Annotated in this window: 14 protein-coding genes and 1 pseudogene; 5 read left to right on the top strand and 10 right to left on the bottom strand. The window is 66.5% G+C overall.

Going from position 1 to position 13,781, the window contains the following annotated elements:
- Nucleotides 1-8 precede the first annotated feature (8 nt).
- Genes AB1I47_RS17150 through AB1I47_RS17130 form a run of 5 tightly spaced genes read left to right on the top strand, consistent with a single transcriptional unit; the run spans nucleotide 9 to nucleotide 4,249 of the window.
- A complete protein-coding gene (locus tag AB1I47_RS17150; RefSeq protein WP_354684937.1) occupies nucleotides 9-395 on the top strand; it encodes a DUF4150 domain-containing protein in 387 nt (128 codons plus the stop codon).
- A 34-nt stretch (nucleotides 396-429) separates the two neighbouring features.
- On the top strand, nucleotides 430-1,557 hold the full coding sequence (locus tag AB1I47_RS17145) for an HNH/endonuclease VII fold toxin-2 domain-containing protein (RefSeq protein ID WP_354684936.1): 1,128 nt from the start codon (nucleotides 430-432) through the stop codon (nucleotides 1,555-1,557).
- Between the two features lie 15 nt (nucleotides 1,558-1,572).
- Nucleotides 1,573-2,562 carry a hypothetical protein gene (locus AB1I47_RS17140; RefSeq protein WP_354684935.1) on the top strand — a complete coding sequence of 330 codons (990 nt, stop codon included), beginning with the start codon at nucleotides 1,573-1,575 and terminating at the stop codon, nucleotides 2,560-2,562.
- The gene (locus AB1I47_RS17135) at nucleotides 2,559-3,851 is read left to right on the top strand and encodes a HEAT repeat domain-containing protein (RefSeq protein ID WP_354684934.1); all 1,293 of its coding nucleotides are present in this window, start codon (nucleotides 2,559-2,561) and stop codon (nucleotides 3,849-3,851) included. The genes AB1I47_RS17140 and AB1I47_RS17135 overlap by 4 nt, the downstream gene beginning before the upstream one ends.
- A gap of 2 nt (nucleotides 3,852-3,853) precedes the next feature.
- The gene (locus AB1I47_RS17130; RefSeq protein ID WP_354684933.1) at nucleotides 3,854-4,249 is read left to right on the top strand and encodes a thioredoxin domain-containing protein; all 396 of its coding nucleotides are present in this window, start codon (nucleotides 3,854-3,856) and stop codon (nucleotides 4,247-4,249) included.
- 91 nt (nucleotides 4,250-4,340) lie between these two features.
- Here AB1I47_RS17130 and AB1I47_RS17125 read toward each other — a convergent pair whose 3' ends face one another.
- The 10 genes and pseudogenes from AB1I47_RS17125 to AB1I47_RS17080 all read right to left on the bottom strand — a co-directional run.
- The gene (locus tag AB1I47_RS17125) at nucleotides 4,341-5,081 is read right to left on the bottom strand and encodes a GntR family transcriptional regulator (RefSeq protein ID WP_354684932.1); all 741 of its coding nucleotides are present in this window, start codon (nucleotides 5,079-5,081) and stop codon (nucleotides 4,341-4,343) included.
- A gap of 101 nt (nucleotides 5,082-5,182) precedes the next feature.
- Nucleotides 5,183-6,222 (bottom strand): annotated as a pseudogene (locus tag AB1I47_RS17120) (Bug family tripartite tricarboxylate transporter substrate binding protein).
- Between the two features lie 66 nt (nucleotides 6,223-6,288).
- Nucleotides 6,289-7,305, bottom strand: a complete 1,017-nt coding sequence (locus AB1I47_RS17115) for an Ldh family oxidoreductase (RefSeq protein ID WP_354684990.1) — start codon at nucleotides 7,303-7,305, stop codon at nucleotides 6,289-6,291.
- Entirely contained in the window at nucleotides 7,305-8,237 is a 933-nt protein-coding gene (locus AB1I47_RS17110; RefSeq protein ID WP_354684989.1) for a hydroxyacid dehydrogenase, read from the bottom strand. Before AB1I47_RS17110 ends, AB1I47_RS17115 begins: the two co-directional genes overlap by 1 nt.
- A complete protein-coding gene (locus AB1I47_RS17105; protein WP_354684931.1) occupies nucleotides 8,237-9,412 on the bottom strand; it encodes a UxaA family hydrolase in 1,176 nt (391 codons plus the stop codon). The genes AB1I47_RS17110 and AB1I47_RS17105 overlap by 1 nt, the downstream gene beginning before the upstream one ends.
- 52 nt (nucleotides 9,413-9,464) lie before the next feature.
- Nucleotides 9,465-9,746 (bottom strand): UxaA family hydrolase, encoded by a 282-nt coding sequence (locus tag AB1I47_RS17100; protein ID WP_354684930.1) that lies wholly within the window; start codon nucleotides 9,744-9,746, stop codon nucleotides 9,465-9,467.
- 373 nt (nucleotides 9,747-10,119) lie between these two features.
- On the bottom strand, nucleotides 10,120-10,689 hold the full coding sequence (gene mepK / locus AB1I47_RS17095) for a peptidoglycan L,D-endopeptidase MepK (protein WP_354684929.1): 570 nt from the start codon (nucleotides 10,687-10,689) through the stop codon (nucleotides 10,120-10,122).
- 31 nt (nucleotides 10,690-10,720) lie between these two features.
- Nucleotides 10,721-12,424, bottom strand: a complete 1,704-nt coding sequence (locus tag AB1I47_RS17090; protein ID WP_407935852.1) for a L,D-transpeptidase family protein — start codon at nucleotides 12,422-12,424, stop codon at nucleotides 10,721-10,723.
- Nucleotides 12,425-12,578: 154 nt separating this feature from the next.
- Nucleotides 12,579-13,205, bottom strand: coding sequence for a response regulator transcription factor (locus AB1I47_RS17085; protein WP_354684927.1), 627 nt, complete (start codon nucleotides 13,203-13,205; stop codon nucleotides 12,579-12,581).
- 176 nt (nucleotides 13,206-13,381) lie between these two features.
- Nucleotides 13,382-13,781 (bottom strand): carboxymuconolactone decarboxylase family protein (locus tag AB1I47_RS17080; protein ID WP_354684926.1); only part of this gene is annotated, 400 nt, incomplete at its 5' end.

Here is a 13,781-nt window from a genome sequence, read left to right as displayed (position 1 = left end):
GCCGATGCATGGAAACCCATGTCTATGCCAACGACGACGAGATCTGCTCGAAGGCCGCCGACGGACGCTCGGTCGCGGGACCGGACCCGTGCTGGAGCCCGCCGCCGCCCTCGGCGGGTCCGGTGGTGGTGCCCTACACCAACACGGCCTTCGCCCGGAACCTGGAAAACGGCACGGCAACCGTCTTTATCTGCCGCAAGCCCGCGGCGATCCGGGACCAGTCCTACCTTGCCAGGAGCACCGGCAACGAACCTGCCACGCAGCAGTTCGCCAAGGGCGTGTCGTCCCATGTCATCAAGGGCAAAGCCTACTTCACCGACTGGTCGCCCAACGTCAAGTTCGAGGGGCTGAACGTGTGCCGCCATACCGATCCGATGACCCACAATCACTCGTGACGCGATGGCCGCCAATACACCGACGACCTATTACATGGACACGCCTGATGTGAAACGCAGGTGTGCCAGCGACTTCAGCAAGATCCAGCGCGAATGCGGCCCGGAAGACCAGCCGGATGAAAACGGCAAGAAGAAGGTCAGGCCGTCCATCCGCAAGCTGCTCGGGAAGAAGTACAAGGAAAAGGGCTATGACCGAACGCTGTCCAGGGGCGGCACCGACAACAGTTCCTGGATGAACGAGCACTGTGACTTCCTATGGATTCCGCCGGGGCCGAATTCGCACCAGGAATTCCTCGACAAGCTGAATTCGCTGAAGGGCGACCTGGCGGAGGCCGTCGAGGGCCAGTTGACGAAGATTGTCGATGCGGCCAAGGACAAGATCAAGCAGGAGGCGCTGGACCTGGCCGCAAAGAAGGCCGGACAAGGCGTCGCACGCGCGGGCGGCCGGTGGGCGGTGGGAGCCGCCGGCGCGGCGGCGGGCGGCGTCGGCGCCGTCGTGACCGAAGGGATTGCGACGATCTGGAACCTGTGGGACATGGCTTCCACCGGATACGACGTGGTGACCTCCGGCTATGACGCCTACAAGGAACTGGGGCGGCTGAACGACGTCCTCGATGACTACGGAAAGATCGGCGACGAACTGGAGCGGCTGGGCCAGCAGGCGCGTAACGACCCGCAAAAAGCGGTCGCCGACTTCATGCGAGCAGCGGCCCGTGTCAACCCTTGCGTGCGGGCGCGGCGCTGTTCGCTGGTGCCATATGGCAAGACCGGCGGCGCCGGCGGTGCCGGCTGCTGTCCCGGCCAGACGGGACACCATCTGATTCCCGATGCCGCGGTCAAGGATGCCGGCTGCAATGGCTACAACTACGAGGAGGCGCCGACGGTATGCGCGGAAGGCACCGGTAACAGCCACGGTGGTTCGCACCAGGCGCTGCATGACGAGCTCGATAAACGCATGAAGAAGCACGTTAACACGACACGGAGCCAAGCCATTACTTATGAAGATTATCGGGAGCATGCGATCAAGACCTTCCAGGAAACCTTTCCCGAGTCCGGCTGCGACAAGAAATGCCTGAGAGCGCAGCTCGACGCGCACTACAAGTGTCCGAATGACTTGAAAGCGGTATCGGGCAAGGGCGGCGGCTCCTCCGAAGAATTCTGAACTAAAGGAAGAGGAATGATGGACGTTCTATCGATTGACGAATACAAGAAGCGCTTTTCCGGCTTCGGCCTGCGGGACTGTGCCGTGCAAGATCGCAGGGTCTTCTACTTTGTGAAGCTCCAGGATTGGGACGATAACAAACCGCGCCCATTCGAGGAGGAGCTCGAAACCCGGCTGACCAGGCTCGAGCTTGGTGCGGAGCCACAATGGCGGACAGTGAAGCTCGAGGGATATGGTGGCCTGATGAGCTGCGGCCAACTGATCCCTGAGTTGATGTGCATTTGCGTTGACGCGGCGGGACAGGTCTTCAACAAGGGCTCAGGACCTGTCGAACATGAACAGAATATCCCCGGAGGGCTTGGCCAGGGTCCCAATCGGGGCGCGGTAACGCGCCTCAAGCAGCTCAACGGCTGGCTGTACGGCTCCGACAATGGCCGCAGCCTCTTCAAACGGCTGGACCGTAACCAATGGGTGGAAGTCGGCCCGTTGCCGCCTGACAGCGATGATGACGTCGGCTTCAAAGATTTCGATGCCTTCTCGGAAACCGACATCTACGCAGCCGGCGGCAAGGGCGACGTCTGGCACTACGACGGCAAGTCGTGGCACCAGGTCCCCTTCCCGTCCAATATGTGGATCGCGTCGGTCGGCTGTGGCCAGGACGGCTATGTCTATATCGGCGCTCAGAGCGGCAATGTCTTCCGTGGCCGCGGCAACGAATGGAAGCTGATCCACGAGGGCAATCTCAGCCTGCCCTTCAAGGACATGGTCTGGTTCAGCGACCGCGTCTACGCCACCAACGACTACGGCCTGTGGGAAATCGCTGACGGTGTCGTCCGGCAAAGCGAAGCGCCCATCGAGATCACCAACTGCTCGGGCAATCTCTCGGTCGGAGACGGCGTGATGCTGTTGGCCGGCCATTATGGTGCCGCCCTTCACGACGGCACCAGCTGGAACAGGCTGTTCAGCATTGCGGAGCTGCAACTTCAGGCAAAGCAAACCCCATGACCGACGTCATCGCGCCACTTGTGGCCCGCCACGCGAGCGACGCAGCGTTCTACTGGTTGCGGCTCGACCAGTCTGCGGGCTCTTTCCAGTTCACCCCGCCCCACTTCCGACGGTTCAACGACCGCCTCGATGCGCATCTTGAAGGATTGTCGGTCGCGGGCGCTGAAGGCATCCGGCCGGCGCTGGCCGCACTGGAGCGTTGGCAAAAGTCCGGCGAAGCCTTCGTCTGCACCTGGCTCGCGGGCCAGTACCCGGACGGCGACCTGCAAGAGACGCTGGAGAGCTATCTGGAACGGCTGCCCGATTCCCTGCTGCGCGGCGCCATTTCCGCGCTCGCGTGGCTGCCACCGGAGATCGCACAGCCCGCGCTCCATCGCTGGAGCCGGCCGCAAGCATCGGCACCGCTGCAGGTTGCGGCCCTGCGTACCGTCGCGCTGCTTGATGCCGGATGCGCCGGCGCACTGGCCTGCCCGCTTGCCGAATACGCCGCTTCGACCATTCCCTACGTACGTGCGGCAGCGTGCCGGGCGCTCGGCAGGCAAGCGCCGGACCACGCCGTGCCGCGGCTGCATGACGCGCTCGCCGACGAGGACATGGCCGTGCGCGCCGAGGCCGCCATCGCGCTGGCGGGCATGCCCAGACCGGGCGCAGCCGGTGCCGTGCTGTGGCACTGCGTTGCCGCCCAGGCCGCCATCCAAGGCAACGCGACCGGCTGGTATCGCATGCAGGCGACCCGGCGCCTGGATCGGTGGACGCGATATCTTGCCTGGCTGGCACCCCTCGGCCACCCTGACCTGCCCGCGCTGTTTGACCACCTGCCGCCCCGCGTCGGCCTGACCTTCGCCCTCTATCACGGCGACGCCGCCCATCTCGACCGTGTCATTGCCGCGCTGGCCGACGAGGAGACCGCGCGCTATGCCGGCTGGATCTGGCAGGCACTGACCGGCGTCGATCTGGAGGCCGCCGGACTGACCTTGCCCGAGCCCGACGCCCCGCCGACGCGCGGCCCGCTCAGCGATGCGCAGTCCGATGCCGACAATGGCCTGCCATTACCCGATGCGGCGGCCGTCGCAACCCACGCCGTCGCCATCCGCCCCGGCACGCGCAGCCTCCTCGGGCGCGAACTCACGGTCACCGATGCCATCGAGCTGCTGCGCGTCGCACCTCAGGCAATCCGCAGCGTCGCCGCGCAATTCCTGCGCATGACCTGGCCCGGCGTTTCCCCTCACATCCGGGCCAGCGCGCGGGTACAGCAGCTGCAGCTTGCTGCGCTGCAGTCAGCGCTGTAGCCATGACCACCCTGCTCGATCCATGGACCCATGCGCGCGAAATCGCGCAGCGATTGCGCCATCAGTCGGCACGCCTCATCGTAGTCCTGGGCGCGGAAAGCTGGTGCGAGAAGTGCCGTACCTTCCGCCCGGTGTTCGATGCCAGCGCCAGCAACGCCGGACCGCACGACGTCTGGCTATGGCTCGACATGGAAGACCACGCCGAGTTCATCGGACCTTTCCTACCGCCCGGCTTGCCGATGCTGCTCGCGTATGAAGGCAACCAGCTCACGCGCGCGCAGGTGCTCGATCACCAGGGCACGGCGCTGGACGGTGTGCTTGCAGACGGACGGGCTCAGGCCGGTCTGGCCGATCCGGGCATCCTGACGCGGATCGTGCGGGAGGATTGGGCGCCGTAGCGGATCGGCGCTACAAGGCACTGCTCTGCATTTCATCGGTGCCACGCTGTGCAAAGACGGCCGCCGTTCCCCTGCAACGATAAAACCGGCCCTACGGCTGCGACAACGTGAACTCATGCCGGCTGGTGTCCAGCCGCGACACGCGATACTCGATGCGCTCGTCGTGGTACGACGAAGCCACGCGCAGGATTTTCAGCAGCGGACTGCCGACGGGAACGCCGAGCAAGGCGTGGTCGTCCTCGTCGGCCAGCGCGGAGCGCAGCCGTTCCTCGGTGCGGATGATATTGATGCCGTAGGCGTCCTGGTAGAAGTTGTAGAGCGTATTGGGACGCTCGCGCAACTGCTTTTCGGTCAGGCCCTTGAAGCGCTCTTCCGGCACGGTGATGGCGTCGATCATCATCGGCGTGCCTTCCAGCGACAGGACGTTGGTGAAGCGGAACACCGGCTCGCCTACGGTCAGCCCCAGCGCGGCCGCCGCTTCCTTGTCGGCCTTGGCGCGGCGGAACCGGGCCAGCCGTACGGTGGGATATTCCCGATGACCGTCCTGGCGCACGATGCGGAAGAAGCGGAAGAAGTGATCTTCCTGCCGATGCGTGGCGACGTAGGTGCCGCGGCCCTGGTGGCGGATCATGATGCCTTCGGCCACCAGTTCGTCGATCGCCTTGCGCAGCGTGCCGATCGAAACGCCGAAGCGCTCGATCAGCTTGCGCTCTGACGGAATCGCTTCGCCGGGCTTCCACTCTCCCTCCGCCAGCGCGGAGAGAATGGCCTGCTTTACGTCCTTGTAGAGGACACCGCCGATCGCACTGCCTGCATCAAATCTGGCACCCACCTTGAGATCCTTGTCGGAGTTCCCGCGCCGCCGGCCAACCTGGAGCGCGGGTCGGTTCATCTGGTTAAGCCGGATCATACCGCCATGCCGAATCGCATCGATCATTCGGCGCGAATGTGCTTCTCTTCGATCAGCCTGGCCCAGCGTGTCACCTCGCCGTTGAAGTACTCGGCAAAGGGCCCGCTGGTCTGCGGCGCCGGGGTGAAGCCTGAGGCCACAATGCGCTCGCGCAGCGCGTCTGACTGGAGCATGCGCGCCACCGATGCCGACACCTTGTCTACGATCGGCCGGGGCGTGCCGGCCGGCATCATCAGCCCGGTCCAGTTCTCGACGATCAGGTCGGGAAACCCTGCTTCGGCCACCGTGGGCACATCGGGCAGCAGCGGATGCCGCTCGCGCGTGGTCACCGCCAGCGCGCGCAGCTTGCCGCCCTTCACATAGGCGAGCGACTCCGGGAAGTTGGAGAACACCACGTCGATCTGCCCGCCGATAAGATCCGTCATCGACGGCGCCCCGCCCTTGTACGGCACATGGGTCAGGTTGGCGCCGGTCTGGCTTTCGAACAGCGCCATGGTCAGGTGCGGCGGCGTGCCGTTGCCGCTGGAGCCGGCATTGAGCTTGCCCTTTTGCGCCGCCGCGGCCAGCTCCTTCATCGACCTGATCGGCGAGCTGGCCGGCACCACCACCAGCATCGGCGACGAGGCGATGCGTGCCACCGGCACCAGATCCTTCTGCATGCTGAACGGCAGCCTGGGGAACAGCGTGACGTTGGACGCATGCGTCAGCGTGACCGCAAGCCAGGTATAGCCGTCGGCCGGCGCCTTGGCGACCTGGTCGGCGCCGATATTGGAATGGCGCCATTGCCGCCGGGCTTGTTGTCGACCACCACGGGCCGCTTCCATTCCTCGGAAAGCTGATGCCCGACCAGCCGGGCCATGATGTCGGTCAGCCCGCCGGCCGAGAACGGCACCACATAGCGGATCGGCTTGCCAGGATAGTCGCTGGCGGGAACGGATGCCTGCGCGGCGCCCTGGGCCGCGGCCGGTGCGCTGGCCAGACCAGCCAGCGTGGATACTGCGGACAATGCGACTAGAGCGCCGGTACCGTACCTGAGCGCAGTGCGAATCAAACCTCGATACATGGTGTGTCTCCGTTTTATGGTCGCCGGCCCGTCGTCGCGGGTCTGCTGTCGTTGTGGAATAAATCTCTAGGCGCGGCCCTCCTCGCCTGCCAGCGCGCGCAGCTCGGTAAGCAATGCGTCGGCAATCTCGATACCATGGGCCCTGGCTTCGGCCTGTGCGGCATCGCGCCGTGCGCCGGGCAGTCGCGTGCCCGCGTCGTCGAGCATCGCCCGCAGCAGCGCCTCGACGCGGTCGGCGTAGGCGTCGGTCCCGGCGAAGGCGCCAGGGTCCAGCACCATGAAGAGCTGGCCGATGCGCGGGCGGTTGCCGGCGGCGGTGAAGAACGAGTCGGCCTCGGCACCGAACTGCGCACCCGCCAGCGAGGTCACCAGCAGCTCCACCATCAGCGCGAGCATCGCACCCTTGACGCCGCCTGCCGGCAGCATCGAGCCGCGCAGCGCGGCCTGCGCATCGGTGGTGGGCTGGCCGGCCTCGTCCAGGCCCCAGCCCAGCGGGATCGGCTTGCCTTGCTGCGCGGCCACCATGATCTTGCCGCGCGCCACTTCAGACAGCGACAGGTCGATCACCACCGGCGCGTGGCCGCGGCGCGGAAACACCGCCGCAATGGGATTAGTGCCGAACAGCGGGCGCCGTCCGCCCCATGCCGGCATCGCGGCAGGCGAGTTGCCCATCGCAATGCCCACCATGCCGGCGCGCGCGACCGCGTCGAGCGGCAGCGCCGCGGCGCCGAAGTGGTGGCTGTTGGTAACCGCCGCGACGCCCACGCCGGTATCCCTGGCGCGCCGCATCGCTTCGTCGATCGCCAGGTCGCATGCAGGGAAGGCGAAACCGCAGCCGGCATCGACCAATGCGGCACTCGCCTTGCCGGCACGCACCGCGGGCTTTGCATGCCCGTCGACACGATCCGCATGCAGATGCGCCACATACATCGGCACACGCGACACACCGTGCGACGCCAGTCCGTGCGCATCGGCTGTTGCCAGTGCGGCGGCCGTCGCGCCGGCCTGCAGTTCGCTGGCCCCGGCGCGGCGCAGTGCGGCCTTGGCCAGCCGCTCCAGTTCTTCCCTCGGCACGCGGCTTATCACAGGGCCTCCAGCGTCTGGCGCACTTGCTGCGCGATCATCATCGAGACCCGCGCATTGGCCTCGCGCGTCACGCCGCCGATATGCGGGGTCAGGATCAGGTTGGGCACGCCCGCAAGCACGCTGTCTGGCGGCAGCGGTTCGCGCTCGAAGACATCGAGCGCAGCGCCGGCCAGATGCCCGTCGCGAAGCGCCTGCGCCAGCGCGGCCTCGTCGACCACGCCGCCGCGCGCGGTGTTGATCAGCACGGCTTGCGGTTTCATGCCAGCGATCCGCTGCGCGTCGATCAGGTGCCGGGTAGCGGCGACCAGCGGCACATGCAGGCTCACTGCATCGGCCTGCGCCAGCAGCGTGTCGAGCGGGACACTGCGCACGCCGGTCCGCGCCCACACCGGGTCGTCCGGCGCGAGCATCGGATCGCACGCCACCGCCTCCATGCCGAAGGCCTGCGCCAGCGCCGCCGCCTGCCTGCCGATGTCGCCGAAGCCGACCAGCCCCAGTGTCTTGCCGAGCGCCTCCCTGCCCTCCGACAAACGCGCACGCGGCCACTGGCCGGCGGCGACGTCAGCGCTGCTGACATAAGCGCCGCGTAGCAGCACCGCGGCGGTGGTGACCACATACTCGGCCACCGAGCGCGCGTTGGCGCCGGCGGCGGGGATTACGCGGATGCCGCGCGCGCGGCAGGCCTCGACATCGATATTGTCGAGCCCGACCCCGAGCCGGCCGACCACGCGCAGCGATGGCGCGCTCTGCAGCAGCGCCGCGTCGACCCGGGTGCGGTTGCGCACGATCAGCGCGTGCGCGCCGGGCAGCGCCCCGAGCAGGTCGGCGCGGCGCTCCACCCAGGCCGGCTCATACTGAAGCTCGAAGCCCGGGCGCAGCGCCTGCACCGCGGCGGCGTCCATGAATTCGCTGATGCAGATGCGCTTCATCATGCCGACTCGTGGATGCGGGTCAGCACGAACTCGCGGTGGCCCAGCGCCTCCGCCGCGGTCCAGCGGCCGTTGACGGTGGCCAGCATGCACTCGAGCAGCTTGTCGCCGGTCTGCTCCAGCGTCAGCTCGCGTTGCAGCAGGCCGGAGCAATCGACATCCATGTGCTCGCTCATCAGCCGCACCGTACGCGGGTTGGCGCACAGCTTGATCACCGGCACGATCGGGTTGCCGATCACGTTGCCCTGCCCGGTGGGGAAGAAATGCACCACATACCCTGCAGCCGCGCACAGCGTCACCATCTCGGCCGCGGCCGACGACGAATCCATGAACCACAGTCCCGGATGGGTCGGCTCCTCGGCCTTGTCCAGCACGCCGTCGACCGTGCATGTCTTGCCGATCTTCTGGATATTGCCGAGCGCCTTCTCTTCGATGGTGGTCAGGCCGCCGGCGATATTGCCCTTGGTCGGCTGCGACTCGGACAGGTCCGAAGTCTTCCAGCGGTCGATCATGCCCTGGTAGCGCTCGAACATCGCCATGAACTGGTGGCGCACCTCGTCGTTGGCGCAGCGCGCTGCGACGATATGCTCGCCACCGGTCAGCTCGGAGGTTTCGCCGAATACCAGCGTGGTACCGAGCGGATGGAGCTTGTCGAAGGCATTGCCGACGGTGGGGTTGGCGCCGCAGCCCGAGGTGGTATCCGACTCGCCGCACTTGGTCGATACCCACAGCTCGTTGATCGGGCACGCCACACGGTGCAGCGCCGTGGCGTACTGCACGTACTCCTTCGCCGCCTTCGACGCACGCATGATGGTGTCGTGGTCGCCATGGCCTTCGATGCCGAAGCCGACCACCGGCTTGCCGGTCTTTGCAATGCCGTCTACGACCTGCCTGGTCCAGCCGTCTTCGATGCCGATCACCACCACGGCGGCGACATTGGGATTGCTGCCCGCACCGATCAGCGTGCGGAAATGCAGGTCGAGGTCGGGCCCGAACTGCAGGCGGCCGTACGGGTGCGGGATCGCCATGGTGCCCTTGATGGCGGCGGCAACGGCTTCGGCGGCGGCATTGGACAGGTCGTCCAGCGGCAGGATGATGACGTGGTTGCGCACACCGACGCGACCGTTGTCGCGGCGGTAGCCCCAGAAGGTGGTGTTTTGATCGATCACGGACATGGCTTGAGTCTCGGGTATGTGGTGGGGAGATGAGAGGAAGCGCGCGCCAGGCTTACCAGCGCTTGGTCTTGATGTTGTGCACGTGGGCGTGCTCACCCGCCTTGATCGGCGCCACCACCTTGCCGATGTCGATGCCGTACTTGTAGACCGTGTCGTTGGGCGCCATGTCGCGCAACGCCACCTTGTGCCCGATCGGGATCGGCTGCAGTGCCGTCACGTTGATGATCTTGTCTTCATCCATGATCCAGGCGTTGAGCGTGGTGCCGGGCTGGATCCCCTCCACCACGGCCACCGCCACCGTGTCCTTCGCGTCGTGCAGCACTACATGAATCATTGTTGTCTCCTCGCTGTGGGTCGTCGGTGAAATCAGCATAGGAGACGGAATGATGCATGTCAACCAACTCATATATATGAGTTGGTTGAGAAAAAAGCGCAGAACGCGGGATGGTGGTCGAAGCTATGCAGTGGGGAGAAGTTAAAACCGCGGCGGCGGCACTCGCCGAGAATGCCGAAAATCGGGGGCTTACACTGCCCGGAGGATTACCGTAGGGACCGGCGTCGCCTTTTCATGGCGACGAATTTGAAGACCCGCTCGCAGGTCCCCTTCCCCGCCTTGCGGAAGAGGGCCAGGGTGAGGGCCGTGAGCATCGCAGCCTTGTGCGTCATCGGTCGAAAGGCATGGCCTTTCTCACCCCGCCAGACCAGTCTTACCAGTAGCGCACGCGCCCGGTATCGAGATGGACGAACTGGTCGCCCTGGTAGAACCCCACACCACCGGCCTGCAATGTCTTGGCCGCGTCGCGCACATCGGCAAGCGGAACGCCTGGCACTCGGATATCGATAGCCTTGCCGTCCATATGGAGGCTGTGCCTGGCTACGCCGCCGCCGCGCGAAGTACGCAGGCGCGAATTGGTTGCGGGGCTGCGGTATCCCGAGATAACCTGGAACGGCTTGTCGGTGGCGAGTTCGCGGCGCACCCGGAACAGCACTTCAAAAAGCTGCGGATCCATCACGCCAACCTGGCCCGAATAGTGATCGCGCAAAAATCCGTTGAGCGACGTCAGCGCGTCGGGCAGGAAACGGTCGCCGACGGCGTAGACCAGCGAAATATGCTCGCCGGTATGGGTATGGTCGAAAGCCAGCTTGCGCGCGTCCGGCAAGCTTGCCAGGCCAGCCAGCGCCTTGCGCGGCGCCAGCGGCATCAGGCCCGCGGCGAGTGCCAGCGTGCCGGTGGTATGTAGAAAGCGGCGGCGTGCCTTGCGCGTCGCGTCAGTCATGAATGCGTCCTCTGAAAGTGCTAGTGGCGCCTCACGGGGTGGTACCTGAAGCGCGTGCCATAGGTGGCGGCGTGGGGCGCGCGGGGCGTTGCCGCAGCGCCTTGTCCAACAATTTATCGTGACCGTAGAGGTCAGGCAGAAAGGATACACGACCATCGGCTCTCGCGATGGCCGTGCCATAAGCCAATACCACCGGCAGGGGTTCTTGCAGGCGCACTGTGGTCGACTTGCCCTTCGCCATCGCTTCGCGGATGCGCGCTTCGGTCCACTCGGGCATGTCGTGCATCACAAACTGTGCGAGTGCCACCGGCGATTCGACGCGAATGCAGCCGTGGCTGAAGTCGCGCCGGTCGCGCTTGAAGAGCTGCGGCGACGGCGTGTGGTGCAGGTAGATGTTCTCGTTGTTGGGGAACATGAACTTGATATCTCCCAGCGCATTCATCGGCCCGGGCCGCTGGCGGATGCGCATCCGGCCATTGAGCACGGCGTCGAGGTTCTCCTCCGACAGCGTCGTCACCGCCTTGCCGTCACCGGTGACAAACTCCAGCCCCTGCCGGTTGAAATACGCCGGATCGCTGCGCAGGCGCGGGATGGTTTCGCGCTTGGCAATCGACGGCGGTACGTTCCAGTACGGGCTGAATTCGATAAAGCGCATGTCTTCGGCAAACAAGGGCGTGCGCGTGTCCAGCGCCTTGCCGACGATAACCTTCATCTCCAGCTTGATGTCGAGTTTGCCGTCGCGCACTTCATAGGCGCGCAGCATGAACTCCGGCACATTGACGACGATCATGCGGGGCCCGTCCAGCGGTGTCCAGCGCAGGCGCTCCATGGTTAGTTCGATCTGCCGCACACGGCTGGCGATCGGCACATTGAGCTGCGCCAGCGTGCCCTGCCCGATCACGCCGTCGGGCTGCAGTCCGTGCCGCGACTGGAACGCCTTGACCCCGGCAACCAGCGCGCCTTCGTAGCGCGCCGGCGCCTGCGTGCCCGCTGGCAGGTCGCCCAATGCCACCAGGCGTGCGGCCAGTGCCGCAGTGCCATCCCAGGACTGGCCGGGCGTGAGCTTGCGGCCCGGCAGCGGCGGCAGTGGCTTTGACCAGACCGGCTGCTTCTCGATGTCGCGATAGCGGGCCAGCGTCTGGCGCAGCGTCCCATACAGCGGGAACGAAGGCGCGGCCTGCTTGATGGCACCGGGCAGCCGGTGCTGCGTGACGGCATCGCGCAGCCATGTGGCGGCATCGAAGGGACGGTCGGTATGCGGGGAGAAATTGGCATGCACGGCGCGCGGGTTGACGCGGCCGGCATGCAGGTCGGACAGCATCCGCTCCATTGCCGCGGTCAGCGCAGCATCCAGCCGTGCCGCAGCGTCGGGCGCGAGGGGCGGGCCGCTCGCGGCCTGAGACACCGCCTGGCGCAGCGCCTCGGCATCATAGTCGTGGGGGTCGAGTCCGTCGGTGGCAACGCCCGCAAGCGCCTCTACGGCCTGGCGCGCTTCAGGCACGGGCCGCCCCTTCGCGAACCAGAGCGGCCCTGGCGGGGCCGGCTGCGGCGCCGACGCTTGCGGGGCAGACGCCGGTGGCAGCTGTGCGAACGCGGATGGCGCCAGCGCGGCAGCCACGCAGACCAGCGCGGCAGCACCGACATTGCGCACAGCCAAAAGGAAAGGTTTTCGGGCAGCCGCGGCTGCGGAGGGAGCGCGGTTTGCGCGGATTGCAGCGGTCAGGGACAGGGGCATCGAGCGGATGGGTCACATTCGTCGTACACGCCCACAGTCTACCCGTGTTGGTGCGACGGCGCGGCAAACCCGATGGCAAGCGCGCGGCACCAGTCACCTCCGATGCGACCTGCACGCAGGGAGGGCGAGCTCCGGCCGAACTCACCACACCAACTCACCACACCATCTGATGCCGGCGCGCGTAGTCCACCATCTCGACCAGCGAGCCGACATTGAGCTTGGCCATGATATTGGCCTTGTGCGTGCTGACGGTCTTGCTGCTGATCAGCAGCTCGGCGGCGATCGCCTTGTTGGAATGGCCGCGTGCAAGGTACTGCAGGATCGTGACCTCGCGGTTGCTGAGCCGCGATAGTCCGGCATCCTGGCCCTGCCCCAGGCGGCGCGCGGCCTCCAGCGTATGCATGGGAAACATCAGGTAGCCGCTGAGCACGCCGCGCACGGCCTGCAACACCTCCGGCAGGCCGCGCTGCTTGGCGACAAAGCCGTGCGCGCCTGCGCGCAGCGCACGCACCGGCGCCGGGGTGCCATCGGTGGCGGCCAGCACCAGCACGTGCACCGCGGGGAAGGTGGCCGAGACGCGCCGCACGAAGTCGATGCCGGGATTGCCGAAGTGCTCGGCGTCAACCAGCACCAGCGCCGGCCGGTGTTCGCGAACCAGCATGAAGGCCTCGCCCACGCCGTCGGTTTCCAGCACGCGGGGGGTGTCCAGTTCAGCCGCAAGCTGGTCGCAAAGCGTGGTGCGGTACGTTGAAGGCTCGTCGACGATCAGCGCGTGATGCAATTGGGGCTCCTTGACAGCTTGGTTCGCTGTCAAGGTTAAGGGGCGCGGCGGATCCTGAAGCGCCGAATCCTCGCTGCGCAGGCGCAGCAGAATCTGAGCGGCCGTCAGGCTTTTCTGTATCGTCGGACGCGCGTCGCGTCACACCAGCCCGCTTGCCCCCTTGCCTCCCTTGTCCGCTAGCCCTTGGCGGCGTCGAGCACCTCGGTCAGCTTGCGGCTCGCGTCCAGCGCCGCGGGGAAGCCGCAGTAGACCGCGCTGTGCACCATCAGCTCGCGCAGTTCCTGCGGCGTGACGCCGTTGGCCAGGGCGCCGCGCAGGTGTCCGGCCAGCTCCTGCGGACGGTTCAGCGCGATCAGCATCGACACCGTGGCCAGGCTGCGCTGCTTGCGGTCCAGCCCCTCGCGGATCCAGACCGTGCCCCACGCGAATTCCGTGACAAGCTGCTGCAGGCTGGTGTCGCCCTGCTGCGCGGCGGCGTCCAGCGCGCGCTGCACGTGGCCGGCGCCGAGGACCTCGGTGCGGACTTCGAGGCCGGCCCCGCAGGCAGGCGTGGGGCTGTAGGCGGGAGGGTGGGTG

Source organism: Cupriavidus necator (assembly GCF_040578825.1).
Taxonomy (GTDB): Bacteria; Pseudomonadota; Gammaproteobacteria; order Burkholderiales; family Burkholderiaceae; genus Cupriavidus; species Cupriavidus necator_E.
The sequence above is the reverse complement of the archived record's forward strand: the minus strand, read 5'-3'. Positions and strand labels throughout refer to the sequence as shown.